Raw genomic sequence first — 25429 nt, 5'->3', positions numbered from 1 at the left:
CCGACTACACACCCAGCGTAGACACCATGGCCGGATCGGGCCTCAGTGCTTCGCCGACTCGGTGCCTGCGGCAGGATGGATGCCTCCTGGTACGTACGCGTCATAAACGTACGTACTGAAGACAACCGCTGGAGACGCCCGGTGAGTTCCCCAGATCCGCAGGTTCGCGCAGCGCGAAACCCCTCGTCCACTTCCGCCGTACGCGGCCCCGTCGTCGCGGTCACCGGTGCCGCGTCCGGCATCGGCGCCCTGCTCACCGAGCGGCTCGCCGCGTCGGACGCCATCAAGCAGGTCCTCGCCATCGACGAGCGGCGCGGCGAGTGCACGTCCGCCACCTGGCACGTCCTGGACGTGCGGGACCCGGCCATCGCCGAGAAGCTGCGCGGCGCCGACGTCGTCGTGCACCTGGCCCTCGATCTCGACCTCGAGTCCGACCCCGCGGCCCGCACCGCGTACAACGTGCGGGGCACCCAGACCGTGCTGACCGCCGCGGCCGCGGCCGGAGTGCACCGCGTCGTCCTGTGCACCTCGACGATGGTCTACGGGGCCCTGGAGGACAACGAGCTGCCGCTCGCCGAGGACGCGGAGCTGCGTGCCACCGCCGAGGCCACCGGCGTGGGCGACCTGCTGGAGGTCGAGCGCCTCGCCCGCCGCGCCCCGCGCGCGCACCCGGGCCTCAATGTCACGGTGGTGCGCCCCGCGGTGCTCGTCGGCGGCGGCACCGACACGGCGCTCACCAGGTACTTCGAGTCGCCGCGCCTCCTGGTGGTGGCCGGTTCCCGGCCCGCCTGGCAGTTCTGCCACGTGGACGACCTGTGCAGCGCCCTGGAGCACGCGGTCCTGGAGAAGGTCGACGGAGAGCTCGCGGTCGGCTGCGACGGCTGGCTGGAGCAGGAGGAGGTCGAGGAGCTCAGCGGGATCCGCCGCATGGAGCTGCCCTCCGCCGTCGCGCTGGGCGCGGCGGCCCGCCTGCACCGGATCGGCCTGACGCCCTCCCCGGCGGGCGATCTGGCCTACACGATGTACCCCTGGGTGGTGAGCGGCAGCCGGCTGCACGACTCCGGTTGGCGACCCCAGTGGACCAATGAGGAGGTCCTCGCGGAACTCCTGGAGGAGGTCGCCGGGCGGCGCACCGTGGCGGGCCGGCGACTCGGCCGCAAGGACGCGACGGCGGCCGGTGCCGCGGGCGCGACCGTCGCGCTGCTGGGCACGGCGGCCGTGGTGCGGCGGGTCCGCAAGGCTCGGCGGCGCATCTAAGGAGCCGCGGGGGCGACTGTAGGAGGATCCAATTCACGGCTGTCAGTGGTGTGCGGCACGATGAGGGCATGGCACCCACCCAGCACGAGCACCCCGGCGAGCACGCGGCACAGGACCCCATCAAGCTGCTCGCGATCCGTGACACGCCGCTCTCCCTGGACGAGGTCTTCACGGCCGTCGGGGACGACGCGGCGGGCGGCACCGCGCTCTTCGTGGGGACCGTGCGCAACCACGACGGCGGGGCCGACGTGGACAGGCTCGGCTACTCCTGCCATCCGACCGCCGAGGCGGAGATGCGGCGCGTCGCCGAGAAGGTCGTCGCCGAGTACCCGGTGCGCGCCCTCGCGGCGGTCCACCGGATCGGTGACCTGACGGTGGGCGATCTCGCCGTGGTCGTCGCCGTGTCGTGCCCGCACCGGGGAGAGGCCTTCGAGGCCTGCCGCAAGCTGATCGACGACCTCAAGCACGAGGTGCCGATCTGGAAGCACCAGACGTTCTCGGACGGGACGGAGGAGTGGGTGGGGGCCTGCTGAGGCTCCGGTTGCGTAACCGCCCCCCTGCGGCGAGCGTTGGGACTGCGGATGGTTAATCTGCTGATACGTCAGTGGCAGTCGCTCAAGGGGTCGGGAGGTCGGCATGGCAGCACTCCTGTGGCTGCTCATCCCGGTTGTCGCTGCGGTGGCCGCCGGACTCTGGGGCATCTGGGCCGGTCGCCGGCGCCACAAGACCGGGGACGTCACGGAACTCAGCGGCTACGCGCGCTTCCGCGAGGCGATGGAGAAGTCGCACCAGGGCACCTGAAGGGCCCGGCCCCCAACGTGCACTGACAGCCTCGTCCCGTACTGTCGTTCCATGCCACGCCGCACTGCGACGATGCTCGCCTCGACCCTCATGCTGATCGCGCTTCTGTGCGCGGGGGTGCTCATCAAAGTGCCCTACGCGGAGATGTCGCCGGGACCGACGGTGAACACGCTCGCGGACCACGGCGGCGAACCCGTCATCCAGATCAACGGCCACAAGACGTACGACACGTCCGGCCACCTGAACATGACGACGGTCCGCGTCACCAGCGCCGACTACAACATGAACCTGGTGTCGGCGGTCTACGGATGGCTCGCGCACGACAGCATCGTGGTGCCGCACGACACGCTCTACCCGGACGGCCAGACCGAGCAGCAGTCCTCGCAGCAGAACGCCGAGGAGTTCAGCCAGTCCCAGGAGAGCGCCAAGGTGGCGGCGCTGCACGAGCTGGGCATCCCCGTGAAGTCCTGGGTGATCGTCTCCAGCGTCGTCAAGGGCAGCCCCGCGCAGGGCACGCTGCACGCCGGTGACGTCATCAAGGCCGTCGACGGGACCAAGGTCACCAAGCCCACCGACGTCGCCGAGCTCGTCACCAAGCACGAGCCCGGCGAGAACGTCGTGTTCACGGTCGTACCCGTGAAGGAGGCGGCCGCCGCCGAGAAGGAGGGCAAGGAGGCCACCCGCACGGAGAACGTGACGATCAAGACGGAGAAGGCGGAGGACGACCGCGCGATCGTCGGCATCCAGGCCGGGACCGACCACACCTTCCCGTTCGAGATCGACATCAAGCTGGCCGACGTGGGCGGTCCCAGCGCGGGCCTGATGTTCTCCCTCGGCATCATCGACAAGCTCACGTCACAGGACCTGACCGGCGGCGCGTTCGTGGCCGGCACCGGCACCATCGACGACGACGGCAAGGTCGGCCCCATCGGCGGCATCGGCATGAAGACCGTCGGCGCGCGCGCCAAGGGCGCCCAGTACTTCCTGACGCCGAAGGACAACTGCGCCACCGCGGCCAAGGACACCCCGGACGGGCTGACGCTCGTCGAGGTGGACACCCTGGACGACGCGATGGACGCCCTGAAGGACATCCGCAACGGCGACACCAAGGACCTGACGACCTGCTCCGCCAAGAGCTGAGCGGCTCCGCACACCGCAGCACGCGGAAGGGGCGCCACCGGGGGATTCCGGTGGCGCCCCTTCCGCGTCAGGCGGTGTCGAACTCACTCGGCGAAGGTCGCAGACAGGGCCTCGGCCAGGCCCGGCACCAGGTTCGACCCCGTGAGGACCTCCGTCGTCGCGTCCTTCTCGCGCAGCCGCAGCGCCGAGTCGCGGGTGCCGTCGCGCAGCACGCCGACCGTCATGCGGACCTCCTGGCGGTCCGGGTGCTCGGAGACCCACTTCGTCAGCTTCTTGCCGCTCAGGCCCTCCGGGACGGACGCCTCCGCGGACGGCGGCAGCATGAGCCGCTCGACCGTCAGGGCGCAGCCCGCGACGGCGTCGGGCCAGGCGATGGTGCCGAGGAAATCGTCGAGCGGCTTGCCGGCGGGAATCTCGTCCTGCTCGATCGGGGTGAGGCCGGGGGCCTCCTGCTCGCCGTCGAGCCCGAGCTGGGCCGCGAGAGCGGGTTCCTGGGCGCGCAGCGCGCCCGTGTCGACGAGGGCGAAGAGGCGAGCGGGCTGGTCCCAGCCCAGTCCGGAGGCGTACTCGTCGATCTCGAGAACGGCACGGGTGAGGGGGCTCGCTGCCATGGGAGTGTTGGACATGGTCACAATCCTGCCTCGTTCCTGCCCCGAACCGGGAACTGAGTAAAGCGTGAGTAAGTTGCATAGGTGATGGGTCCGCGATCTCGGGGGCCCGACCCACCGAATATCGAACTTCGAGGTGCGCACCTTGGCTTTCCAGATGCCGGACCGCGGCGGGGGCCCGACGGGACCGCGAATCAGAGTGGGCCGCCCCTCCAGGCGCGCCCGGACGTTGCTGTTGACGCTCGGCGTCCTGGCCGTGCTCGGCATGGCCTTCGTCATGTTCGCCGGGTTCTGGACCGACTGGCTCTGGTACCGATCGGTCAAGTTCTCGTCCGTCTTCACGACGCAGTTGTGGACGAAGATCGGGCTCTTCTTCGTCTTCGGTCTCCTGATGGCGCTCGCCGTCGGCGTGAACATCTGGCTGGCGCACCGGCTGCGTCCGCCGCTGAGCGCCATGTCCATGGAACAACAGAGCCTGGACCGCTACCGGATGGGCATCGCGCCCTTCAAGAAGTGGCTGCTGGTCGGCATCACCGCGCTGGTGGGGCTGATCGCGGGAGCGTCGGCCGCCAGTCAGTGGCGTACGTGGCTGATGTACGTGAACGGCGTGCCGTTCAACCAGAAGGACCCGCAGTTCAACATGGACGTGTCGTTCTACGCGTTCGATCTGCCGTGGTTCCGGTTCCTGCTCGGCTTCGGTTTCGCGGCCGCCGTCATCGGCCTGGTCGCCGCCGCGCTGACGCACTACCTGTACGGCGGTCTGCGGATCACCAGCCCGGGTGCGCGCGCCACGGCCGCGGCCACCGGGCACCTGTCCGTCATGCTGGGCGTGTTCGTGGCCCTGAAGGCGGTCGCGTACTGGCTCGACCGGTACGGGCTCGCGGTGAAGCAGAGCGACTTCAAGGCGACGGACAACTGGACGGGCCTCAGGTACGTCGACGCCAACGCGTATCTGCCGGCGAAGACGATCCTGTTCTGCATCGCCGTCATCTGCGCGATCCTCTTCTTCGCGACCCTGTGGCGGCGCACCTGGCAGCTGCCGGTCATCGGCTTCGGCCTGATGGTGCTCTCGGCGATCCTGATCGGCGGCCTGTACCCGGCCATCGTCCAGAAGTTCCAGGTGCAGCCGAACGAGCAGTCCAAGGAAGCCCCGTACATCAAGAAGAACATCGAGGCGACCCGTAAGGCCTACGGCATCGACAAGGCCAAGCCCGTCGACTACAAGGGCAAGGGCTCGGACGACACCGAGAAGCAGCGCGCGGAGTCCGACACCGCGGCCAGCTACCGGCTCAACGACCCGAACATCGTGTCGCCCACCTTCCAGCAGCTGGAACAGCAGCGGAAGTACTACCAGTTCCCGACGACCCTGGACGTGGACCGCTACAACGGCCAGGACACCGTGGTCGGCCTGCGCGAGCTGAACCTCGGCAAGCTCGACAAGCGCAACTGGATCAACGACCACTTCGTCTACACGCACGGCTACGGCGCCGTGACGGCGAAGGGCACGGCGACCTCCGGGGGCGCCCCGCAGTTCACCGAGTCGGGCCTGCCGACCACCGGCGACCTCGGCGACTACGACCAGCGCATCTACTACGGCGAGAAGACGACGCAGTACTCGATCGTCGGCGGGCCGCAGAAGGAGCTGGACTACGAGCAGGACGACGGCACCCAGAAGACGACGAGCTACAAGGGCAGGGGCGGCGTCAACCTCGCCAACCCGGTCAACCGCGCCGCGTACGCCGTCGCCTTCAGCGAGCCGCAGATCCTCTACTCGGGAGCCATCGGCGACGGTTCGCGGATCCTCTACAACCGCACGCCCAAGGAGCGCGTCGAGGCCGTCGCGCCGTGGCTGACGATCGACGGCGACCCGTATCCGACGGTCGTGAACGGCAAGATCAAGTGGGTGATCGACGCCTACACGACGTCGAACGGATACCCGTACGCGTCCCGTACGACGCTGGGCGACAGCACCGCCGACTCGCTCAACGAGGCCGACAGCCAGCGCGCCGTGGTGGCCCAGCAGAACCAGGTCAACTACATCCGCAACTCGGTGAAGGCGACCGTCGACGCGGGCACGGGCGAGGTCAAGCTCTACACGTGGGACGAGAAGGACCCGGTCCTGAAGACCTGGAAGAAGGCCTTCCCGGGCACGGTCGAGCCCAAGAGCGCGATCCCGGCCTCCCTGAAGGAGCACCTGCGCTACCCGCAGGACATGTTCAAGGTCCAGCGCGAGCTGCTGAGCCTGTACCACGTGACGAACTCGAACCAGTTCTACAACGCGTCCGACGCCTGGCAGGTGCCGAACGACCCGACCAAGAAGGACAACAGCGCGGTCCCGCCGTACTACCTGTCCATGAAGATGCCGGGTCAGACCAGCCAGCAGTTCTCGCTGACGACGACGTTCACGCCGAGCGGCAGGCCCAACCTGAGAGCCTTCATGGCGGTCGACGCGGACGCGACGAGCAAGGACTACGGCGCCATAAGGCTCCTCAGAGTCACCGAGGACAAGGTCGCGGGACCCGAGCAGGTGCAGAACACGCTCAACTCCTCGGGTTCGGTGGCTAACTGGGTGCGCGACATGAAGGGCGCCGACTCGACGGTCCTGTACGGCAATCTGCTGACGGTCCCGCTCGACAAGGGCTTCCTGTACGTGGAACCCATCTACGCCCAGGGCCGTAATGCCGAGTACCCCCTCATGCGCAAGGTCGCGGTCAGCTACGGCAACAAGATCGGGTTCGCGGACTCGCTGTCCGAGGCGCTCAACGAGGCGTTCGACGTGGACGGCTCCGAGCCGGCCGAACCGGAGGAACCGGGCGACGACACCTCGAAGACGCCGTCGAACTCGACGGTGAAGGAGGCGCTCGCCGACGCCGACGAGGCGTTCAAGGACGGCCAGGAGGCGTTGAAGGACAACGACTGGACCGCGTACGGCGAGGCCCAGGAGAAGCTCCAGGACGCCCTGGAGCGCGCCGAGAAGGCACAGAGCGAGGCCGACAAGGCGGCCAAGGACAAGGGCGACGACAAGTCCGGCGCCGACAAGGAGGCGGCCGGCGGCTGAGTGGTCGGGTGCCCCCTCCGCGCCGTGATACGGTTTCACACACAACGGCGCGGGGTGGAGCAGCTCGGTAGCTCGCTGGGCTCATAACCCAGAGGTCGCAGGTTCAAATCCTGTCCCCGCTACTGATGATCGAAGGCTCGGAAGCTAAGGCTTCCGGGCCTTCGGTGCGTCGGGGCCCCGTCTGTCATGGGCCCCTGGCATGTGCGAAGCATGTGCGAATGATGCTCCTCCCGAGGGGAGTTGAGCTTTCTGTGTTTCACTTGTCTCCCTGTGGGCATGTCGACAAAACGCTGAAGTGACCTCAATGGCTGCGGTATACCAGGTGTACCCGGGTTGCGGGTGGTGCGACGATGGACGTTATGGGGGACAAGGCAACTCTGTTGGAGACAGGGCGGTTTGTGCAGCCGACGGATCGGGATGAACCGGGCGAAGCTGTGGAAGAAGCACGCCAGCGGCTGGCCGCTGAGGCCGGCGACGTCGAGGCGATGAGCGTCCTCGGCGCCATGCTGCTGCGCCGCGGAGATCTCGGCGGAGCCGAGCCCTTGCTGCGTACCGCCACCGGAGCCGGTGACCGGGCCGCTGCCAACAATCTCGGAGTCCTGCTCCACCAGCGCGGATACGCCGACGAGGCCGCCGGATGGTGGCGCGTCGCGGCCGTCGCCGGATCCGCGCCCGCCGCGCACGCCCTGGGACGCCACTTCCGCGAGCGCGGCGACGAGCCCGCCGCCGAGTACTGGCTGCGCCAGGCCGCCGAGCAGGGCCACACCCTCGGCGCCTACGCCCTCGCCGACCTCCTGGAGCACCGCAGCGATGTCGGGGCCGAGCGCTGGATGCGGACCGCGGCCGAGCGCGGGCACCGCGAGGCCGCGTACCGGCTCGCCCGCGCGCTCGACCGCAAGGGCGGCACCGACGTGCTGGTCTCCGGGGACGGGAACCCGGCCGAGGAGGCCGAGCAGTGGTACCGGCAGGCCGCCGCGCGCGGGCACCGGCGGGCCGCGCTGCACCTCGGGTCGATCCTGGAGAAGCGCGGCGACCTGAAAGAGGCCGGACGCTGGTACCTGACCTCCGCCAAGGACGGCGAGGCGCGCGCCGCGTGCGCCCTCGCGTTCCTGCTGCGCGACGCGGGCGACGAGGAGAGCGCCGCCGTGTGGTGGCTGCGCGCCGCGCAGGACGGCGACGGCAACGCGGCGAACGCCCTGGGCGCGCTGCACGCGCAGCGCGGCGAGACGCAGACCGCCGAGCGCTGGTACCGCGCCGCCATGGACGCGGGCGACAACAACGGCGCGTACAACCTCGGGCTGCTCTGCGCCGAGCAGCAGCGCACGGTGCAGGCCGAGGGCTGGTACCGGCGCGCCGCCTACGCGGGTCACAAGGAGGCGGCCAACGCGCTCGCGGTGCTGCTTCTGCAGAACGGGGACGCGGTCGGCGCCGAGCCCTGGTTCTCCAAGGCGGCCGAGGCCGGCAGCGTCGACGCGGCGTTCAACCTGGGGATCCTCTACGCGAGTCGAGACGACGAGGCGGCGGCGCTCCAGTGGTACGAGCGGGCCGCGGCCGGCGGGCACACCGAGGCCGCCTTGCAGGCCGGGATCGCACGGCAGCGCGAGGGCGACGAGCAGGCCGCCGAGCGGCACCTGCGGTGCGCCGCGGGCGGCGGCAGCGCCGAGGCCGCGTACCGTCTCGCCGCGCTGCTCGACGTGCGGCGGCCGCCCGCGCCCCGGCACGAGCTGGGGGAGCCCGTCACCGAGAAGAGCGAGTGCGAGGAGTGGTACGAGCGGGCCGCCGAGCACGGGCACCGGCGTGCGCAGGTGCGGGTCGGCATGCTCGCCGCCGCGCGGGGCGACGTGGTGGAGGCGGCGCGCTGGTACCGGGAGGCGGCGGAGGCCGGATCGCGCAACGGCGCGTTCAACCTCGGGCTGCTGCTCGCCCGCGAGGGGAGCGAGCCGGAGGCGGCGCTGTGGTGGACCCGGGCGGCCGATGCCGGGCACGGGCGGGCGGCGCTGCGGCTCGCGCTGCTGTGCGCGCGCCGGGGCGACCTCGCCGAAGGCCAGAGATGGGCGTCGCGCGGGGTCGAGCTCGGCCCCGCGGAGGTCGCGGAGCGGGCGGGGCGGCTGCGGGACGCGCTGCGGCAGGAACTGTCGGCGTAACGCCGCCGGACCCGCCGCGGAAGCAATTTGCGCTGGTCGAAGGGGTGCCGTAGAGTTGTGTTCACCGACGCGGGGTGGAGCAGCTCGGTAGCTCGCTGGGCTCATAACCCAGAGGTCGCAGGTTCAAATCCTGTCCCCGCTACTGAAAGTCCGAGGCCCGGAACCAGTCACTGGTTCCGGGCCTCGGCGCGTGTGCGGCTACTGGTGGCCCACCGCCTCCTCGTAGAGCTTGCGGTTCACCGTCCTCGACTCCGGCAGCGGATCACCCTCCGCGACGCCCGCCGCCCGGTACGCCGCCTGCAACCGGTCCGTCGTACCCGAGCGGATCTCCCAGTCCATCCGCAGCGAAGGCGTCTCCTCCAGGACCTTCCGGTCCGTCTTCAGCAGCTTCGCCAGCTCCGACACGAACGCGGGGTCCTGCTTGTAGTCGCCGCGGAAGTACGTGTTGACCGTACGGATGTACGCGCGCAGGAACGCGACGCCCGCGTCCGGGTCCTTGCTGAGGAGGTTCGGGCCGAAGAGCATGCCGCCCAGCGGTTCGCCCTGGGGCTGGCCGCCGAGGAACGCGTAGCGCCGGTCGCCGTCGACCTTGCGCCAGATCGGGTCGAGGAGCCAGGCAGAGTCGACGCCGCCGTTCTGGAGGCCGGTCAGCACGTCGGCCGAGCCGAGCTGCTGGAACTGGATCCTGTCGAGGCCGCCGCCGTGCTTCCGCAGGGCGATGTTCATCGGGTACGAGGCGACCGAGCCCTTGCCGATCAGCGTGCCCATCTTCTTGCCCGCCATCCGGACCTGCGCCGCGCGCTCCCCCTTCTCGAGGCGCACCCACAGGCCGCTCTTGGACTTCGGGTCGGGGGAGAAGTTGCCGGACACCCACTTGATGTCGAAGCCGCCGAGGATGCCGTTCATGACGGCGGCCTCCGGGGCGGCCCACTGGGCGTCGATCTCGCCCTTGGCGAGGAGCGGGAGGGCGTCGGGGGTGGGCAGGACCTTCAGCGTCACGTCCAGGCCCTCCTTCTCGAACTCGCCCTTCTCGACGGCCATGGCGAGCGGCGCCACGTACTCGGCGCTCAGCGTGCCCGTCGCGATCGTCAGCTTCCGGGGCTCGCTCAGCTTGTGCGGTTCGGGTGCTCCCTTGGCGCAGCGGGCCGGTTCCCGGTCGGGGGAGCGGTCCTCCGGGTCGGTCCAGGAGCCCTTGCCGCAGCCCGCGACCGCCTTGATCGTGCGGGGCTTCGCGGCGGCGTCGGACGGGGTGTCGTGGGTGGCGCAGGACGTCGTGCCGAGGAGCAGGGCGCCGGCCACGAGCAGGGTCGTACCCATGTGTCTGGGGTGCATGGAGTCTCCGTACGAAGAAGGAGCCTTACGACAGGGTCAGGACTGGCCGCGGCCGCGGTCGCGCGGCGCCCACGGGGTGAGGAAGCGGCCCGCCAGGCGCACCAGTTCGGAGAAGACGACGCCGAGCACGGCGACACAGACGATGCCGACGAACATCACGTCGTTCTGGAAGAGGGCACGGGCGTCGAAGATCAGGTGGCCCAGGCCGTCGTTCGCGGCGATCTGCTCCGAGGCGACGATGACCAGGACCGCGACGCCCGCCGCGATGCGCGCGCCGACCAGTACGGCGGGCAGCGAGGCGGGGAGCAGGACGTGCCGGAACATCTGCCACGGGGAGGCGCCGAAGACCTGGCCCGCGTCCCGGTGGCCGGTGGGGACGGCGATGACCGCCGCCATCGTCGAGATCCACACGAAGAAGAACACCGTCGCCGCGACGAGCGCGATCTGCGGGCCCTCGCCGAGCCCGAACATGTTGAGGAAGACCGGCAGCAGGGCGAGCTTCGGGACGACGTAGAGGGCGTCCAGGAGGGGCTCGAGGGCCGCGCGGACCAGGGAGACCGAGCCCATGAGGAGACCGAGGAGGTAGCCGGAGACCGTGCCGATGACGTAGCCGGCGAGGACCCGCTGGAGGGTGGCCCACACGTCCGGCCACAGTTCGCCGTCGGCCGCGCGCTGCCAGCCGTCGGCGAGGATCGTGGACGGGGCCGGGTAGACGCGCGCGTCGATCCAGGACTGGGAGGCCGCGAGCTGCCAGAGCAGGATCAGGACGACCGGGACCGCGACCGCGAGGGAGAGTTCGAGGGCGCGGCGCCTGCGGCGGGCGCGGGCGGGGTGGAGTTCCCGCGGGCCGGGGGCGCGGACCAGGAGGTCGTCGTCCGCGGTCTTCGTCGGGGTGAGCGCGCTCATGCCGGGACCGCCTCCTGGTGCACCTCGCCGCGTAGCAGGTCCCACAACTCGCCCTTCAGGGACGTGAATTCGGGCGTGTCGCGGATCTCGCCGGTGCGGGGGCGTTCGAACGGCGGCCTGCGCTCGGCGATCACACGGCCGGGGCGGGCCGACATCACCAGGACGCGGTCGCCGAGGACGATCGCCTCCTCCAGGCTGTGCGTGATGAAGAGCGTGGTGGTGTGCGTGGTCTGGGTGAGCTCCAGGAGTTCGTCCTGGAGGATCGTGCGGAGCTGGGCGTCGAGGGCCGCGAACGGCTCGTCCATGAGGAGGATCTCCGGCTCCACCGCCAACGCCCGTGCGATGGCGACACGTTGGCGCATGCCGCCGGAGAGGGCGGCGGGGTGGGCGTGGGCGAAGTCGGCCAGGCCCATGCGGGCGAGCCAGTCGCGGGCGCGGGCGTTCGCCTCCTTGCGCGGCACCTTCTGGACGTCGAGGCCGAAGCGGACGTTGGCGAGGACCGTCTTCCAGTCGTAGATCCCGTAGTCCTGGAAGATCATCGCGGCCGGGCGGGGGTCGGCGGTGCGGATCTCCAGGGTGCCGGTGGAGGGGCGCGTGAGGCCCGCGGCGATCCGGAGCAGGGTGGACTTCCCGCAGCCCGAGGGGCCGACCACGCAGACGAACTCGCCGGGGGCGACCGTCAGGTCGAGGGGGCCGAGGGCATGGGTCGTGCCGAACGTCCTCGTGAGCGCGCGGGCTTGGAGCTTGGGATGCATGGGCCCTCCGGGGTGCGGCGGATTCTCGTGGGCGGGGGCGAGAATATGACGACCCGTCAGATTCCGGAAGGGGGTGCGTGGTCGGCTCACGCAACGCGGGCCGGGCCGGGCGGAGCGGCTCGGGCAACACGAAGGGCCCGCACCTCGCGGTGCGGGCCCTTCGGTGAAAAGGGGGGAGCTACGCCTTCGCGGCGCAGTTCGGGCACAGTCCTCGGTAGGTGACCTCGACGTCGGAGATCGTGAAGCCGAAGCGCTCCGACGAGGGGAGGGCCGTCAGCGGGTTCCCCTCCGGGTGGACGTCGCGGATCTGGCCGCACTGGTCGCAGACCAGGTGCTGGTGCGGGCGGTGCGCGTTCGGGTCGTACCGCTTGGCGCGCTTGTCGGTGGCGACCTCGATCACCTCGCCGAGCGAGACCATCTCGCCCAGTGTGTTGTAGACCGTGGCCCGTGAGATCTCGGGAAGCTTCGCCGTCGCGCGCGCGTGCACCTCGTCGGCGGTGAGGTGGACGTGATCCCCGTCGAGCACCTCGGCCACGACGCGCCGCTGCGCGGTCATGCGCCAGCCGCGTCCGCGCAGCCGTTCCAACAGGTCACTCATAAGGGCCAGCCTAACAGTCAGGGGACCTTGGCCCCGATTCGGTGTGACTTTGGAGCTTTCCTTGACTTAGACATTGTCCATTGTAGGATCAGACTCGGCTATAGCCAAGCGACAGGACGACTCGGGAAGGGCACCCAATGTCCGAGAATCAAGAATTTGTGACGGACCCCAACGCGGAAGCGGGCGGTTGTCCGGTCGCGCACGGCCGAGCGGCACACCCGACGCAGGGCGGTGGCAACCGCCAGTGGTGGCCCGAGAGCCTCAATCTGAAGATCCTTGCGAAGAACCCGGCCGTGGCGAACCCGCTGGGTGAGGAGTTCGACTACGCCGAGGCGTTCAACTCCCTGGACCTTCCGGCGGTCAAGCGCGACATCGCCGAGGTCCTCACGACCTCCAAGGACTGGTGGCCGGCCGACTTCGGGCACTACGGCCCGCTGATGATCCGGATGGCCTGGCACTCCGCCGGTACGTACCGGATCAGCGACGGCCGCGGTGGCGCGGGTGCGGGCCAGCAGCGCTTCGCCCCGCTCAACAGCTGGCCGGACAACGGCAACCTGGACAAGGCCCGCCGACTGCTGTGGCCCGTGAAGAAGAAGTACGGCCAGAGCATCTCCTGGGCCGACCTCCTGATCCTCACCGGCAACGTCGCCCTGGAGACCATGGGCTTCGAGACCTTCGGCTTCGCCGGTGGCCGCGAGGACGTGTGGGAGCCGGACGAGGACGTCTACTGGGGCCCCGAGCAGGTCTGGCTCGACGACAAGCGCTACACGGGCGACCGCGACCTGGAGGACCCGCTCGGCGCGGTCCAGATGGGCCTGATCTACGTCAACCCCGAGGGCCCCAACGGGAACCCGGACCCGATCGCCGCGGCCCGCGACATCCGTGAGACCTTCCGCCGCATGGCGATGAACGACGAGGAGACCGTCGCCCTCATCGCCGGTGGCCACACGTTCGGCAAGACCCACGGTGCCGGTGACGCCGGTCTCGTCGGCGCCGAGCCCGAGGGCGCGCCCATGGAGCAGATGGGCCTCGGCTGGAAGTCGGGCCACGGCTCCGGCAAGGGCCGCGACGCCATCACCTCCGGCCTCGAGGTCACCTGGACCGAGACGCCGACCCAGTGGAGCAACTACTTCTTCAAGAACCTCTTCGAGTACGAGTACGAGCTCACGCAGTCCCCGGCCGGCGCCAACCAGTGGGTGGCGAAGGACGCCGAGGCGATCATCCCGGACCCCGAGGACCCCTCGGTCAAGCGGCTCCCCACGATGCTCACCACGGACCTCTCGCTGCGCTTCGACCCGATCTACGAGCCGATCTCGCGCCGCTTCTACGAGAACCCCGAGGAGTTCGCGGACGCGTTCGCCCGCGCCTGGTACAAGCTGACGCACCGTGACCTCGGTCCGGTCGTCCGCTACCTCGGCCCGGAGGTCCCCTCCGAGGAGCTGCTCTGGCAGGACCCGCTGCCGGCGCGCGAGGGCGAGGTCATCGGCGCCTCCGAGATCGCCACGCTCAAGGAGCAGGTGCTGGCCTCGGACCTCACGGTCCCGCAGCTGGTGTCCGCCGCTTGGGCCGCCGCCTCCTCCTTCCGCGGCGGCGACAAGCGCGGTGGCGCCAACGGTGCCCGTATCCGCCTGGAGCCGCAGCGCGGCTGGGAGGTCAACGACCCGGAGAGCCTCGCGCAGGTGCTCCGCGTGCTCGAAGGCATCCAGGAGTCCTTCAACTCCGCCGGTGGCCGCAAGGTCTCCCTGGCCGACCTGATCGTGCTCGCGGGCTCCGCGGCCGTCGAGCAGGCCGCCAAGGACGGCGGCATCGAGATCGAGGTGCCGTTCACGCCGGGCCGTGTCGACGCCACGCAGGAGCAGACGGACGTCGAGTCCTTCTCGGCCCTGGAGCCGAAGGCCGACGGCTTCCGCAACTACGTGGGCAAGGGCAACCGCCTCCCGGCGGAGTTCCTGCTCACCGACAAGGCGAACCTGCTGACCCTCAGCGCGCCCGAGATGACCGTTCTCGTCGGTGGTCTGCGCGTCATCGGGATCAACACGGGCGGCTCGAAGCACGGCGTGCTCACCAACCGTCCGGGCGTCCTGAGCAACGACTTCTTCGTCAACATCACCGACATCGACACCCAGTGGAACTCGACGTCGGACGCTCAGGACGAGTTCGAGGGCCGCGACTCCTCGGGGCAGGTCCGCTGGACCGGCACCCGTGCCGACCTGGTCTTCGGCGCCAACTCCGAGCTGCGTGCGCTCGCCGAGGTGTACGCGAGCGACGACGCCAGGGAGAAGTTCGTGAAGGACTTCGCCGCGGCGTGGGCCAAGGTCATGGACCTGGACCGGTTCGACGTGCGCTGAGCGCCCGTGGCGCGTGACTGAAGCGTGAGTGAAGAGGGCCGGTTCCCTTCGGGGAGCCGGCCCTCTTCGGCGTGCCTAGGCGGGCAGCGGGGCGGGGTGTCGGCGGGCCGGGGCCCAGCAGCGGATGATGTCGCGGACCGAGACGATGCCGACCGGTTCCTGGCCGTCCAGCACGATCAGGTGCCGGAAGCCGCCGTGCGTCATGGCGGCGGCCGCTTCCTCCACGGACCACGCCGGTGCGGCGAAGACGACGTCGGTGGTGGTGTGCGTGCCCGCGGTCTCCAGATCCGGATTCTGGTTCTGTCCCAGGGCGTTGAGGATGTCGCGCTCGGTCAGGATTCCGATGCCGCAGCCGTCCGGGTCGAGGACGACGGCGGCGCCGACGCGGCGTACGGACATCAGCCGGGCCGCTTGGCGCAGGGTGTGGTCGGGACCGATGGTGAGGACCACCGTGCTCATGGCGTCACGGACGAGCATGGATGGAGCCACCTTCCTGTGTGAGGCACTCGCGGAACCGGGCTCGTACGTCACGAGAAACGGTTCACAAGTTCACAAGTGGGGGGACTCTCAGAGTTGCAGGTAAAGGGAGTGCCAACAAGAGGGCGCGAGAAGCGAGTTCAGGCGCGCGCGTAGCTCGGTGCGCGCTCAGACCGAAGCGCGCAGGTAGCTCAGCAGTTCCTCGTGGAGCAGGCCGTTCGACGCCGCCGCGTTGCCGCTGTGCGGGCCGGGGCGGCCGTCGAGACCGGTGTACCGGCCGCCCGCCTCGGACACCACGATCGCGGGCGCCGCCATGTCCCACAGGGAGAGCTCCGGCTCGGCGCACAGGTCGACCGAGCCCTCGGCGACCATCATGTACGGCCAGAAGTCCCCGTAGCCGCGCGTGCGCCACACGGCCCGCGTCAGGTCGAGGAACCCGTCGAGCCGGCCCTGCTCCTCCCAGCCGGTCAGCGAGGAGTACGCGAACGAGGCGTCCTCCAGCCGGCCGACCTTCGAGACGTGGATCCGCGACGCGGAGGTCAGGCTGCGGCCCGTGTACGCGCCCGCCCCCTTGGCCGCCCACCAACGGCGCTGGAGCGCCGGGGCGGAGACGACGCCGACCACCGGCTGGTAGCCGCCCTCGCCCGCCTCCATGAGCGAGATGAGCGTCGCCCAGACCGGGACGCCGCGCACGTAGTTCTTGGTCCCGTCGATCGGGTCGATGACCCAGCGGCGCGGGCCCGTGCCCTGTACCCCGTACTCCTCGCCCAGGATCGCGTCGCGCGGCCTCGCCCGTTGCAGGTTGCCGCGGATCAGCTCCTCGGCGGCCTTGTCGGCCTCGCTCACCGGAGTCATGTCCGGCTTGGTCTCGACCTTCAGGTCGAGGGCCTTGAACCGGTCCATGGTCGCGGCGTCGGCGACGTCCGCGAGGACATGGGCGAGACGCAGATCATCTTGGTAGTCGGGCATGAGTGAACAGTATCGATCGTGCTACGCCGAGTTCTACAGGGACCGATCCGACGGCGGGCCGGGCGTGCTCGGCGCGAGGCCTTGACAGTGCGTACGAGCGCGTCAACTCTGGCCACACAGGCCTGACAAACCCGGCGAACCGGGGAGGCGACGATGCCTGCAGCGCGGGAATCCCTACTGGAAGCGGCCTACACGGCGCTCGGGCGGCGGCCGTGGGGCGGAGTGCGGATGGTCGATGTCGCGGCGGTCGCCGGGGTCTCCCGGCAGACCCTCTACAACGAGTTCGGCAGCAAGGAAGGGCTCGCGCGGGCGCTCGTGCGCAGAGAGGCGGACGCGTATCTCGCCGGGGTCGACCGGGCGTTGAAGGAGGGCGGGCTCGACGCGGTCGCGGAGTGGACGGTCGCCAGCGCGCGGCGCAATCCGCTGGTGCGGGCCGCGCTGACGGGGTGCTGGAGCGAGCGGCTGCCGTCGCCGACGCTGTCCGCCGTGCCGTCCTCGTCGTCCGTGCCGGCGCAGCGGCGGGCGGACGGGCCGTTGCCGGGGCCGGGGGACTTCGTGGCGGCCGTACGGGATCGGAGCGTGGCGGCGCTCGGGGTGCCGGGGGGTGCGAAGAGTGAGGCGGAGGGGTTGGCGCGGGACTGTGAGGTCGCGGTGCGGCTCGCGTTGTCGTGCGTGATGGCTCCGCCGGGGGAGGGGGGTGCGGGGCGCCTGGTCCGCGAGGTGCTGGGCCGCCCCCGCGCCTGACCCCTACCCGTCGCGGCCCACGCCTCCCGTGAGGTGTGCCCGGCACCGTGGTGCCGCCTTGCCCACCCTGCCGCCCTTGGCGGCAGATTGCCCAAGGCGGCGCGGCGTCGGCCGGAGGGGGTGGGGAGCCGGTGGGTTGATGGAGCCTCTGCGGCGATTGAGCAGCGGGGTCCGGGGCGGAGCCCCGTGGGCGTAAGGGGGTATGGCTCAGCGGGTGGGGCCCCGTGGGCGTAAGGGCTACTGGGTCAGTGGGCGGAGCCGGAGAGTTGGAGGCCGATGACGCCGGCGATGACGAGGCTGATGGAGACGATCTTGAGGACCGAGACGACGTCGCCGAGGAAGATCATGCCGTAGATCGCCGTGCCGGCGGCACCGATGCCCGTCCACACCGCGTACGCCGGACCCACGTCCAGCTTCTTCAGCGACAACGTCAGCAACCCGAAACTGCCCAACGCGAACGCCGCGAACGCGACCGTCGGCCACAACCGCGTGAAGCCGTGCGAGAGCTTGAGGCAGACGGCGAACCCCGTCTCCAGGATCCCCGCGACGATGACCAGCAGCCACGCCATGTGATGTGCCTCCCGCGTTCCACTGATCTTCGACGATCTTGCGTCCGGCTTGGTGCGATTATGCCCTTACCGGAGCGCGGCGGCAGCAAACAGGACCGAGGTCAGTCGCCCTCGCGGCGCTCCCGTGTCGCGAGGAGCCGCCGCAGCGAGTACAGCCGCGCCGGATCCGCGTGCCCCTCCGCCACATACGCGTCGAGCGCACAGTCCGGCTCGTCGTGGCTGCACGCGCGCGGGCAGTTCTCCGTGCCCGGCTCCAGGTCGGGGAAGGCGTGGATGACGCGCGACGGGTCGACGTGGTGCAGCCCGAAGGAGCGCACACCGGGTGTGTCGATCACCCACCCCGCGTCCCCCGACAGCGGCAGCGCCAGCGCCGACGTCGTCGTGTGCCGGCCGCGCCCCGTGACCGCGTTGACGTGCCCCGTCGTACGCCGCTGGTCGTCCGGCACCAGCGCGTTGACCAGCGTCGTCTTCCCGACCCCGGAGTGCCCGACGAACGCCGTGACCTTCCCGTCGAGCTGCTCGCGCACCCGCTCCACGGCCCGGCCGTCCTCCAGCTCCTCACGGCTGGTCACGACGTAGGGGATGTCCAGCGTCCCGTACAGGTCGAGGAGCTTGTCCGGGGGTGCGAGGTCCGACTTGGTCAGGACGAGGAGCGGGTCGAGGCCGCTGTCGAACGCCGCCACCAGACAGCGGTCGATCATGCGCGGCCGCGGCTCCGGGTCGGCGAGCGCGGTGACGATGGCGAGCTGGTCGGCGTTGGCGACGACCACCCGCTCGTACGGGTCGTCGTCGTCCGCCGTGCGCCGCAGCACGGAGCTGCGGCTCTCGATGCGGACGATGCGCGCGAGCGTGTCCTTCTTGCCCGACAGATCGCCGACGACCGAGACCCGGTCGCCGACGACGGCCGCCTTGCGGCCCAGCTCGCGGGCCTTCATCGCCGTCACGGGGACGTCGTCGATGAGGACGGTGAGGCGGCCGCGGTCGACCGTGAGGACCATGCCCTCGGCCGCGTCCTCGTGCTTGGGACGGATGTTGGTCCGCGGCCGGTTGCCCTTGCGGTTCGGGCGCTGGCGGATGTCGTCCTCGTCGGTGTGCTTGCCGTAGCGGCGCATCGCGTTACGTCCCTACGCCTCGAGCATCCCGGTCCACATGTCGGGGAAGTCCGGCAGCGTCTTCGCGGTGGTCGCCACGTTCTCGATCTGCACGTCCTTGACCGCGAGGCCGATGATCGCGCCCGCGGTCGCCATGCGGTGGTCGTCGTACGTGTGGAAGATCCCGCCGTGCAGCGCCCGCGGGCGGATGTGCAGGCCGTCCGCGGTCTCCGTCACGTCACCGCCCAGCTCGTTGATCTCCTTGGTGAGCGCGGCAAGCCGGTCCGTCTCGTGCAGCCGCAGGTGCGCGACGCCGCGCAGGGTCGAGGGGGAGTCGGCGAGGGCGGCGACGGCGGCGATGCCGGGGGTCAGCTCCCCGACCTCGCTCAGGTCGACGTCGATGCCGTGGATCGCACCCGAACCGCTGAACTCCAGTCCCCGCGCGGTCAGTTCGCAGGCGCCGCCCATCTGAGTGAAGATGTCGCGCAGCGCGTCACCGGGCTGCGTGGTGTGCTCCGGCCAGTCGGGGATCGTGACCTTGCCGCCGGTGACCAGGGCCGCCGCCAGGAACGGCTGGGCGTTCGACAGGTCCGGCTCGATGGTGATGTCCCGGCCGAGCAGGGCGCCCGGGGCGACCCGCCACACGTTCGGCTCGCCGCCCGACTCCGGGGTGTCGACCTGCACGCCGACCGCGCGCAGCATGTCGACCGTCATCCGGATGTGCGGCATGGACGGCAGCGCCGAGCCGACGTGCCGGACCTCGACGCCCTGGTTGAAGCGCGGGCCCGACAGCAGCAGGGCGCTCACGAACTGGGACGACGACGAGGCGTCGATCTCGACCGGGCCACCCTCCAGGGCGCCCCCGCCGTGCACCGTCAGCGGCAGCGCGCCGGGGTTCCCGGAAACCCGATCGTCGATCCGCGCGCCGAGGGTGCGCAGCGCGTCGATCACGCCGTGCAGCGGACGCTCGTACGAACGGGGGTCGCCGTCGAAGCGGATCTCGCCGTCGGCGAGCGTGGCGACCGGCGGCAGGAAGCGCATCACGGTGCCCGCGTTGCCCACGTCGACCGTGGCCGGGCCCGCCAGACCGGACGGGATGATCCGCCACGCCTCACCGGAGCCGTCGGGACCCACGCCCTCCTCGATGCCCACGCCCATCGCGCGCAGCGCGCCCGCCATCAGCAGGCTGTCGCGGGAGCGCAGCGGGCGGCGCAGCCAGCCCGGCTCCGCGGCGAGCGCGGCGAGCACCAGGGCCCGGTTGGTGACGGATTTGGACCCCGGCACCTGGACGGTCGCGTCGACGGCTCCGCTTGCGAGGGGGGCGGGCCAGAGGGCGGTGTGGGCGGGGTTCGTGGTCATGCCTCAACTCTAGTGGGCCCCCGGGAACCCACCTGCTCACAGCCCCAGCAGCCAGCGACCCCCGCCCAGCAGTGAGCACAGTGAGACGGCGTGGAAGAAAAAGAGCCACATTCCCGCGGGTACGTGCGTGAGGCGCGAGAGCTGGTCGGCGTCCGAGTCGCCCGCGCCGCCCCTGCGGCGCTTGCCCTGGAGCTCGAAGGCGGGGCGCACGCCACCGAGGAGCAGGAACCAGACGACGGTGTACGCGAACGCGGCCTGCACCTGCGGCCCCGCGAGCCAGGAGACCAGCACGAAGGCGCCGCCCGCGACGACGACGGTCAGCACCCCGTACGCGTTCCGGATCATCACCAGCATCGCCACGAGCAGCGCCGTGGCCAGCCACAGCAGCAGCGTGATGTGGCCCTCGGAGAGCAGCGCGGCGCCGCCGAGGCCGAGCAGCGGCGGCGCCGTGTATCCGGCGGCCGCGGTCAGGATCATGCCGAGACCGGTCGGCTTGCCGCGGCTGACGGTCAGGCCGCTGGTGTCCGAGTGCAGCCGGATGCCGTCGAGCCGGCGGCCCATGAGCAGCGCGATCAGGCCGTGCCCGCCCTCGTGGGCGATCGTGATGGCGTTCCTGCTCAGCCGCCAGAGGTTGTGCGGGACGATCGCGGCGAGCGCGACGACGGCGGTGGCGATCGTCACCCACTGGTCGGGGTCGGACTGGGTGCCGAAGATCCGGTCCCAGAGGCTGGCGTCCATGTGGTTCGGCTGCTCCCGTTCGGGTTCGGTGGCGGGTCGGCATCTGGCACTGTGGCACGTATGTGCGGACGGTATGCATCGAGTCGTAGCCCCGAGGATCTCGCAGGAATCTTTGAGATCGAGCAGTGGGAGCCGGAGGAGGCCTTCGAGGCCGACTACAACGTGGCCCCCACCAAGGAGGTCTACGCGGTGCTGGACCGCCCCGTGAAAGACGCCGAGGATCCCCGTCCGGTTCGCCAGCTGCGCAAGCTCAAGTGGGGGCTGGTGCCGTCGTGGTCCAAGACGCCCGAGGGTGGCGCGCGCATGATCAACGCGCGAGCCGAGACCGTGCACGAGAAGCCCTCGTACCGGCGGGCCTTCGCCACGCGGCGCTGCATCCTGCCAGCCGACGGCTATTACGAGTGGGTGACCGCGGCCGCCGAGCGGGACCTGGAGGTCGAGGGCAGGAAGAAGCGCCCGCGCAAGCAGCCGTACTTCGTGACGCCCGCGGACGGGTCGGTGTTCGCGATGGCGGGGCTCTACGAGTTCTGGCGGGACCGTACGCTGCCGGACGAGCATCCGCTGGCGTGGTGGGTGACGTGCTCCGTGATCACGACGGAGGCGGAGAGCGGGCCGCTCGGGGTGGCGCCCAAGGAGGGGCCGAGGTCGCTCGCCGACATTCATCCGCGGATGCCGTTGATGCTGACGGCGGACCGGTGGGACGACTGGCTGGACCCGGCCCGTACGGACGTGGAGGACGTGCGGTCGTTGCTCGCGCCTCCTCCCGAGGAGTTGATGCGGGCGTATCCCGTGTCCACGGCGGTGAGCAATGTGCGGAACAACGGGGCGGGGTTGGTGGCGGAGCTGGAGGGGCCGGAGGAGGGCACGCTCTTCTGACCCGGTGCGCCAGCCGTGGCCGACGACACGGGGCTCCGCCCCGGACCCCGCTGCTCAATCGCCGCAGGGGCTTGAATGACCGGGCCCCGCTGCGCCGCAGGGGCTCAATGGGCTGGGATCGGTTGGTTCGCGAGGCACCATGGGGGCGTGACCCGTACCGAGACTGTTTCCACTGAAGCCGGTGACGCGCGCGTCACCTGGCACGTCGCCGAGGAGCCGGAGCTGGTCCTGGGGGTCAGTCACGGCGCCGGGGGCGGTATCGAGGCTCGGGACCTTCAGGCGCTCGCCGCGGCGCTGCCCGCCCACGGAGTGACCGTCGCGCTGGTCGAGCAGCCGTGGCGGGTGGCGGGGAAGAAGCTGGCGCCCGCGCCGAAGACGCTCGACGTGGGGTGGCGGGGGATCTGGCCCGCGCTGGAGAAGCCGGGACTGCCGGTCGTCGCCGGAGGGCGGAGCGCGGGCGCCCGGGTGGCCTGCCGGACCGCGCGGGAGCTCGGCGCCGTCGCCGTGCTCGCGCTGAGCTTCCCCCTGCACCCGCCGGGCAAGCCGGAGAAGTCGCGGGCCGAGGAACTGCTCGGGGCGGGGGCGCCCACGCTCGTCGTGCAGGGCGGCAACGACCCGTTCGGCAAGCCCGCCGAGTTCCCGGCGGGCGACACGTACGAACTCGTCGAAGTCCCGTACGGCGACCACGGATTCGCCGTGCCGAAGCGGGCGGACATCACCCAGGACGAGGCCCTCGTCGTCATCACCGACGCGGTCGCGAAGTGGACTCGATCACTCGTCTAGCGGTCGGGAATGTTGAGCGAGCGACCACTGTTGTGCGGACTGTCGGTGCACACAGTTCGTACGAGAGGAAGTCCGCCGCATGGGTTCAGTCGCTTGCCCCAGCCGTGCCACCGCTCCTGACCTGGAGTGGAGCGTGCTGAGCGCGGCCAAGACCGCTCCCGTTCGGGCGGCGGGCGGACCGGATCGTCGTCTATCCTCCGATTCGAGCGGGGTCTCGTTCGTCCCCGCGACGTCGCTTGAGGAGGTGGGTCCGGTCACAGGGACCGACGCAGGGACCGAGCACGGCCAGGCGGAGGAGCGCCCGGAGGGCTCCGGGACCCCCGAGATCGCGGAGAGCACCGCGGAGCGCAACGCGCGCTTCGAGCGGGACGCGCTGGAGTTCCTCGACCAGATGTACTCGGCCGCGCTGCGCATGACGCGCAATCCGGCCGACGCCGAGGACCTGGTGCAGGAGACGTACGCGAAGGCGTACGCGTCCTTCCACCAGTTCCGTGAGGGCACGAACCTCAAGGCGTGGCTGTACCGGATCCTGACGAACACCTTCATCAACTCGTACCGCAAGAAGCAGCGCGAGCCCCAGCGCAGTGCAGCCGAGGAGATCGAGGACTGGCAGCTGGCCCGCGCCGAGTCGCACATGTCGACCGGTCTGCGGTCCGCCGAGTCCCAGGCGCTCGACCACCTGCCCGACTCGGACGTGAAGCGGGCGCTCCAGGCGATCCCCGAGGAATTCCGCATCGCGGTCTATCTCGCCGACGTAGAGGGCTTTGCGTACAAGGAGATCGCGGACATCATGGGTACACCCATCGGTACGGTGATGTCCCGGCTGCACCGTGGCCGACGCCAGCTGCGCGGCATGCTCGAGGACTACGCCCGTGACCGCGGGCTCGTTCCGGCCGGTGCGGGTCAGGCGAACGAAGCGAAAGGCTCGGGCTCATGAGCTGCGGAGAGCCGCACGAGACGGACTGCGCGGAAGTCCTGGACCATCTCTACGAGTTCCTCGACCACGAGATGCCGGACAGTGACTGCACCAAGTTCGAGGTGCACTTCGAGGAGTGCTCCCCGTGCCTGGAGAAGTACGGCCTGGAGCAGGCCGTGAAGAAGCTGGTGAAGCGGTGCTGCGGTCATGACGACGTGCCCACCGATCTGCGGGCCAAGGTCATGGGCCGGATCGATCTGATCCGGTCCGGGCAGGCCACGCCCGAAGAGGGTCTGGGCAAGCCGCTCGCCTGAAGCGGCCCCGTTCACCCGATCGTGCGAATCCGGGGCCCGAGGCCCCGGCAATCCCCCTGATGCGGCGCGAGCGCCTTCCCGTGCGTCCTATTCTCCGTGAACTGGACGCCTTGGGGAGGGAGTTGGGTCATGCGGTCGGTTTCGCCGGTGGCCCGCGCGTATGTGCTCCTCACCGCCGGTGTCGCCCTCGTGTGCGCCGCGCCCGCGTTCTCCCTCGCCACGCCGTGGCTCCGCGTCGGACTGCTCGCCTGCCTCTACGCGGGCTGTGAGCAGATCGGCCGCTGCCGGCTCGTCGGGCGGCGCGCGCCCCGGGGCATGGGCACGTTCTTTCCCGTACTGCTCGCCGGGGCCTTTCTGCTGCCGCCGGCCGCCGCCGCGCTCGTCGCCCTGCCCGGCGCGCTGCTCGCGCGGGTCGAGCAGCGGCCCGTGTGGCCGCGCAAGGTGTGGCGGGCGGCCCAACTCGCGCTCGCGTGCTGGGCGTCGGCGCGGATCTTCGGCGTCCTCGGCGGGGTCGAGGCCGTGGCCGGACCCCGCTTCCCGTACGCGCTGGTGCCCGGCGGCGCCGCCGTCCTCGCCTTCTGCGCCGTCCTCACCGTGCTCGACGGGGGCGTGCTCGCCGCCGCCGAGCGGGTGCCGCTGCGCGGCGCGTGGCGCGGGCTCTTCCTGCGGCTGCTCGCGCCGGTGGTGGCGCACGGGCTCGCCGGTCTGGTCATGGCGATGATGTGGACGAGTTCCTACGGCCCCGTCGCCGCGCTGCTCGTGCTGCTGCCGATGTACATCTCCTGCTGGGTGTTCGCCCAGTACCAGCGCGAGCGGGCGGCCCACCAGGCCACGATCCGGGCGCTCGTGCAGGCCGTCGACATCAAGGACGGCTATACGCGCGGCCACAGTGAGCGGGTCGGGCAGGCGTCCATGATGATCGCGCGGGAGCTCGGGATGGCGGGGGAGCGGGTCGAGGCGTTGCGGTTCGCCGGGATCCTGCACGACGTGGGGAAGCTCGGGGTGCCGACGCGGCTGCTGCGCAAGGACGGGCCGCTCACCCCGGAGGAGCGCCAGATCATTCAGCTGCACCCCGAGTACGGGCACGAGATGGTGCGCGGCATCGCCTTCCTCGGGGAGGCGCGGGCGGCGATCCTGCACCACCACGAGCGGCTCGATGGCACGGGGTACCCGTACGGGCTCGTGGGTGCGCAGATTCCGGAGTTCGCCCGGGTGGTGGCGGTGGCGGACGCGTTCGACGCGATGACGTCCACGCGGACGTACTCGCGGGCGCGGCCCGTCGCGGTGGCGCTGGCGGAGTTGGAGCGGTGTGCGGGATCGCAGTTCGATCCGGAGATGGTGGGGGCGTTCGGGCGGGTGCTGCGGCGGGAGGGGTGGCGGCCGGTGGTCACGGCGGACGAACCGTCCCTCCCCTCGGCCCGCCGCGAGCCCGGTACGGCTGTGCCGCCGACGGCGGGGGCGAGGTGACGGCGCCGACGCCGACCACGGGTTCGGCCCGCGCCGGGGGCGTCCTGCCTGCGGGAGGCGACGCGCGCGTGCTGCCCGCACCGGGGCGCGCCCCTACGGAAGGCGCTGCCCCGTGGCCGCACCGGGGCCGGAGCCCCCGTCAAGGGTGCGCGGCACCGGCCGCCGCCTTGCCCACCCTG

General features: G+C 70.9%; 24 protein-coding genes and 2 tRNA genes. 15 read left to right on the top strand and 11 right to left on the bottom strand.

What is annotated here, in order from left to right:
* Positions 1–141: 141 nt before the first annotated feature.
* The 4 genes from ACYBSK_RS31635 to ACYBSK_RS31620 all read left to right on the top strand — a co-directional run bounded on the left by ACYBSK_RS31635 (position 142) and on the right by ACYBSK_RS31620 (position 3198).
* Positions 142–1257 carry an SDR family oxidoreductase gene (locus ACYBSK_RS31635; protein WP_457480669.1) on the top strand — a complete coding sequence of 372 codons (1116 nt, stop codon included), beginning with the start codon at positions 142–144 and terminating at the stop codon, positions 1255–1257.
* Between the two features lie 68 nt (positions 1258–1325).
* A complete protein-coding gene (locus ACYBSK_RS31630) occupies positions 1326–1790 on the top strand; it encodes a molybdenum cofactor biosynthesis protein MoaE (protein ID WP_457480668.1) in 465 nt (154 codons plus the stop codon).
* A gap of 103 nt (positions 1791–1893) precedes the next feature.
* On the top strand, positions 1894–2058 hold the full coding sequence (locus tag ACYBSK_RS31625) for a hypothetical protein (protein WP_457480667.1): 165 nt from the start codon (positions 1894–1896) through the stop codon (positions 2056–2058).
* 51 nt (positions 2059–2109) lie between these two features.
* On the top strand, positions 2110–3198 hold the full coding sequence (locus ACYBSK_RS31620; protein ID WP_457480666.1) for a YlbL family protein: 1089 nt from the start codon (positions 2110–2112) through the stop codon (positions 3196–3198).
* An 83-nt stretch (positions 3199–3281) separates the two neighbouring features.
* Here ACYBSK_RS31620 and ACYBSK_RS31615 read toward each other — a convergent pair whose 3' ends face one another.
* Entirely contained in the window at positions 3282–3824 is a 543-nt protein-coding gene (locus ACYBSK_RS31615) for a PPA1309 family protein (RefSeq protein WP_457480665.1), read from the bottom strand.
* Between the two features lie 139 nt (positions 3825–3963).
* Between ACYBSK_RS31615 and ACYBSK_RS31610 the strand changes: the two genes are divergently transcribed.
* The 4 genes from ACYBSK_RS31610 to ACYBSK_RS31595 all read left to right on the top strand — a co-directional run bounded on the left by ACYBSK_RS31610 (position 3964) and on the right by ACYBSK_RS31595 (position 9150).
* Positions 3964–6864 (top strand): UPF0182 family membrane protein, encoded by a 2901-nt coding sequence (locus ACYBSK_RS31610; protein ID WP_457481927.1) that lies wholly within the window; start codon positions 3964–3966, stop codon positions 6862–6864.
* 48 nt (positions 6865–6912) lie between these two features.
* A tRNA-Met gene (locus ACYBSK_RS31605) sits at positions 6913–6986 on the top strand.
* Between the two features lie 228 nt (positions 6987–7214).
* The gene (locus ACYBSK_RS31600) at positions 7215–9008 is read left to right on the top strand and encodes a tetratricopeptide repeat protein (protein WP_457480664.1); all 1794 of its coding nucleotides are present in this window, start codon (positions 7215–7217) and stop codon (positions 9006–9008) included.
* Between the two features lie 68 nt (positions 9009–9076).
* A tRNA-Met gene (locus tag ACYBSK_RS31595) sits at positions 9077–9150 on the top strand.
* A 56-nt stretch (positions 9151–9206) separates the two neighbouring features.
* Here the strand turns inward: ACYBSK_RS31595 and ACYBSK_RS31590 are convergent.
* From ACYBSK_RS31590 to ACYBSK_RS31575, 4 genes are all read right to left on the bottom strand, one after another.
* Positions 9207–10340: an ABC transporter substrate-binding protein gene (locus ACYBSK_RS31590; protein WP_460244144.1), complete on the bottom strand. Its 1134-nt coding sequence runs from the start codon at positions 10338–10340 to the stop codon at positions 9207–9209.
* A gap of 36 nt (positions 10341–10376) precedes the next feature.
* Entirely contained in the window at positions 10377–11246 is an 870-nt protein-coding gene (locus tag ACYBSK_RS31585; RefSeq protein ID WP_460244143.1) for an ABC transporter permease, read from the bottom strand.
* Positions 11243–12001, bottom strand: coding sequence for an ABC transporter ATP-binding protein (locus ACYBSK_RS31580; protein ID WP_460244142.1), 759 nt, complete (start codon positions 11999–12001; stop codon positions 11243–11245). Before ACYBSK_RS31580 ends, ACYBSK_RS31585 begins: the two co-directional genes overlap by 4 nt.
* 178 nt (positions 12002–12179) lie before the next feature.
* Positions 12180–12599: a Fur family transcriptional regulator gene (locus tag ACYBSK_RS31575; RefSeq protein ID WP_457480660.1), complete on the bottom strand. Its 420-nt coding sequence runs from the start codon at positions 12597–12599 to the stop codon at positions 12180–12182.
* Between the two features lie 137 nt (positions 12600–12736).
* Here ACYBSK_RS31575 and katG point away from each other — a divergent pair, with 137 nt between their 5' ends.
* Positions 12737–14947, top strand: coding sequence for a catalase/peroxidase HPI (gene katG, locus ACYBSK_RS31570; RefSeq protein ID WP_457480659.1), 2211 nt, complete (start codon positions 12737–12739; stop codon positions 14945–14947).
* A 75-nt stretch (positions 14948–15022) separates the two neighbouring features.
* On the opposite strand, the gene ACYBSK_RS31565 is transcribed toward katG, so the two are convergent.
* Positions 15023–15424, bottom strand: coding sequence for a CBS domain-containing protein (locus ACYBSK_RS31565; RefSeq protein ID WP_457480658.1), 402 nt, complete (start codon positions 15422–15424; stop codon positions 15023–15025).
* A 168-nt stretch (positions 15425–15592) separates the two neighbouring features.
* Complete coding sequence (hisN, locus tag ACYBSK_RS31560) at positions 15593–16393, bottom strand: histidinol-phosphatase (protein WP_457480657.1); 801 nt, start codon at positions 16391–16393, stop codon at positions 15593–15595.
* A gap of 153 nt (positions 16394–16546) precedes the next feature.
* On the opposite strand from hisN, the gene ACYBSK_RS31555 reads away from it, so the two are divergent.
* Positions 16547–17137 (top strand): TetR/AcrR family transcriptional regulator, encoded by a 591-nt coding sequence (locus ACYBSK_RS31555; protein ID WP_457480656.1) that lies wholly within the window; start codon positions 16547–16549, stop codon positions 17135–17137.
* A gap of 245 nt (positions 17138–17382) precedes the next feature.
* On the opposite strand, the gene ACYBSK_RS31550 is transcribed toward ACYBSK_RS31555, so the two are convergent.
* From ACYBSK_RS31550 to ACYBSK_RS31535, 4 genes are all read right to left on the bottom strand, one after another.
* Complete coding sequence (locus ACYBSK_RS31550) at positions 17383–17706, bottom strand: DMT family transporter (protein WP_356374070.1); 324 nt, start codon at positions 17704–17706, stop codon at positions 17383–17385.
* 101 nt (positions 17707–17807) lie between these two features.
* Complete coding sequence (gene rsgA, locus ACYBSK_RS31545; RefSeq protein WP_457480655.1) at positions 17808–18818, bottom strand: ribosome small subunit-dependent GTPase A; 1011 nt, start codon at positions 18816–18818, stop codon at positions 17808–17810.
* Positions 18819–18830: 12 nt separating this feature from the next.
* On the bottom strand, positions 18831–20156 hold the full coding sequence (gene aroA / locus ACYBSK_RS31540; protein WP_460244141.1) for a 3-phosphoshikimate 1-carboxyvinyltransferase: 1326 nt from the start codon (positions 20154–20156) through the stop codon (positions 18831–18833).
* A 36-nt stretch (positions 20157–20192) separates the two neighbouring features.
* Positions 20193–20894, bottom strand: coding sequence for a M50 family metallopeptidase (locus ACYBSK_RS31535; protein WP_457480653.1), 702 nt, complete (start codon positions 20892–20894; stop codon positions 20193–20195).
* Positions 20895–20954: 60 nt separating this feature from the next.
* Here ACYBSK_RS31535 and ACYBSK_RS31530 point away from each other — a divergent pair, with 60 nt between their 5' ends.
* The 5 genes from ACYBSK_RS31530 (at position 20955) to ACYBSK_RS31510 (ending at position 25250) form a co-directional block, all read left to right on the top strand.
* Complete coding sequence (locus ACYBSK_RS31530; RefSeq protein ID WP_460244140.1) at positions 20955–21770, top strand: SOS response-associated peptidase; 816 nt, start codon at positions 20955–20957, stop codon at positions 21768–21770.
* A gap of 147 nt (positions 21771–21917) precedes the next feature.
* Positions 21918–22553 (top strand): alpha/beta hydrolase family protein, encoded by a 636-nt coding sequence (locus ACYBSK_RS31525; RefSeq protein ID WP_460244139.1) that lies wholly within the window; start codon positions 21918–21920, stop codon positions 22551–22553.
* 244 nt (positions 22554–22797) lie between these two features.
* Positions 22798–23490 carry an RNA polymerase sigma factor SigR gene (gene sigR, locus ACYBSK_RS31520; protein ID WP_457480650.1) on the top strand — a complete coding sequence of 231 codons (693 nt, stop codon included), beginning with the start codon at positions 22798–22800 and terminating at the stop codon, positions 23488–23490.
* Entirely contained in the window at positions 23487–23783 is a 297-nt protein-coding gene (gene rsrA / locus ACYBSK_RS31515; RefSeq protein ID WP_457480649.1) for a mycothiol system anti-sigma-R factor, read from the top strand. Before sigR ends, rsrA begins: the two co-directional genes overlap by 4 nt.
* A 129-nt stretch (positions 23784–23912) precedes the next feature.
* On the top strand, positions 23913–25250 hold the full coding sequence (locus ACYBSK_RS31510; protein ID WP_460244138.1) for an HD-GYP domain-containing protein: 1338 nt from the start codon (positions 23913–23915) through the stop codon (positions 25248–25250).
* Positions 25251–25429: the final 179 nt, after the last annotated feature.

Source organism: Streptomyces sp. BYX5S (assembly GCF_054724165.1).
The sequence above is the reverse complement of the archived record's forward strand: the minus strand, read 5'-3'. Positions and strand labels throughout refer to the sequence as shown.

What these genes read in the sequence shown, in the direction of transcription:
- ACYBSK_RS31630 (WP_457480668.1), top strand. Translation starts at nt 1,326, where the DNA reads ATGGCACCCACCCAGCACGAGCACCCCGGCGAGCACGCGGCACAGGAC.
- ACYBSK_RS31625 (WP_457480667.1), top strand. Translation starts at nt 1,894, where the DNA reads ATGGCAGCACTCCTGTGGCTGCTCATCCCGGTTGTCGCTGCGGTGGCC.
- ACYBSK_RS31620 (WP_457480666.1), top strand. Translation starts at nt 2,110, where the DNA reads ATGCCACGCCGCACTGCGACGATGCTCGCCTCGACCCTCATGCTGATC.
- ACYBSK_RS31615 (WP_457480665.1), bottom strand. Translation starts at nt 3,824, where the DNA reads ATGTCCAACACTCCCATGGCAGCGAGCCCCCTCACCCGTGCCGTTCTC.
- ACYBSK_RS31610 (WP_457481927.1), top strand. Translation starts at nt 3,964, where the DNA reads ATGCCGGACCGCGGCGGGGGCCCGACGGGACCGCGAATCAGAGTGGGC.
- ACYBSK_RS31600 (WP_457480664.1), top strand. Translation starts at nt 7,215, where the DNA reads ATGGACGTTATGGGGGACAAGGCAACTCTGTTGGAGACAGGGCGGTTT.
- ACYBSK_RS31590 (WP_460244144.1), bottom strand. Translation starts at nt 10,340, where the DNA reads ATGCACCCCAGACACATGGGTACGACCCTGCTCGTGGCCGGCGCCCTG.
- ACYBSK_RS31585 (WP_460244143.1), bottom strand. Translation starts at nt 11,246, where the DNA reads ATGAGCGCGCTCACCCCGACGAAGACCGCGGACGACGACCTCCTGGTC.
- ACYBSK_RS31580 (WP_460244142.1), bottom strand. Translation starts at nt 12,001, where the DNA reads ATGCATCCCAAGCTCCAAGCCCGCGCGCTCACGAGGACGTTCGGCACG.
- ACYBSK_RS31575 (WP_457480660.1), bottom strand. Translation starts at nt 12,599, where the DNA reads ATGAGTGACCTGTTGGAACGGCTGCGCGGACGCGGCTGGCGCATGACC.
- katG (WP_457480659.1), top strand. Translation starts at nt 12,737, where the DNA reads ATGTCCGAGAATCAAGAATTTGTGACGGACCCCAACGCGGAAGCGGGC.
- ACYBSK_RS31565 (WP_457480658.1), bottom strand. Translation starts at nt 15,424, where the DNA reads ATGCTCGTCCGTGACGCCATGAGCACGGTGGTCCTCACCATCGGTCCC.
- hisN (WP_457480657.1), bottom strand. Translation starts at nt 16,393, where the DNA reads ATGCCCGACTACCAAGATGATCTGCGTCTCGCCCATGTCCTCGCGGAC.
- ACYBSK_RS31555 (WP_457480656.1), top strand. Translation starts at nt 16,547, where the DNA reads ATGCCTGCAGCGCGGGAATCCCTACTGGAAGCGGCCTACACGGCGCTC.
- ACYBSK_RS31550 (WP_356374070.1), bottom strand. Translation starts at nt 17,706, where the DNA reads ATGGCGTGGCTGCTGGTCATCGTCGCGGGGATCCTGGAGACGGGGTTC.
- rsgA (WP_457480655.1), bottom strand. Translation starts at nt 18,818, where the DNA reads ATGCGCCGCTACGGCAAGCACACCGACGAGGACGACATCCGCCAGCGC.
- aroA (WP_460244141.1), bottom strand. Translation starts at nt 20,156, where the DNA reads ATGACCACGAACCCCGCCCACACCGCCCTCTGGCCCGCCCCCCTCGCA.
- ACYBSK_RS31535 (WP_457480653.1), bottom strand. Translation starts at nt 20,894, where the DNA reads ATGGACGCCAGCCTCTGGGACCGGATCTTCGGCACCCAGTCCGACCCC.
- ACYBSK_RS31530 (WP_460244140.1), top strand. Translation starts at nt 20,955, where the DNA reads ATGTGCGGACGGTATGCATCGAGTCGTAGCCCCGAGGATCTCGCAGGA.
- rsrA (WP_457480649.1), top strand. Translation starts at nt 23,487, where the DNA reads ATGAGCTGCGGAGAGCCGCACGAGACGGACTGCGCGGAAGTCCTGGAC.
- ACYBSK_RS31510 (WP_460244138.1), top strand. Translation starts at nt 23,913, where the DNA reads ATGCGGTCGGTTTCGCCGGTGGCCCGCGCGTATGTGCTCCTCACCGCC.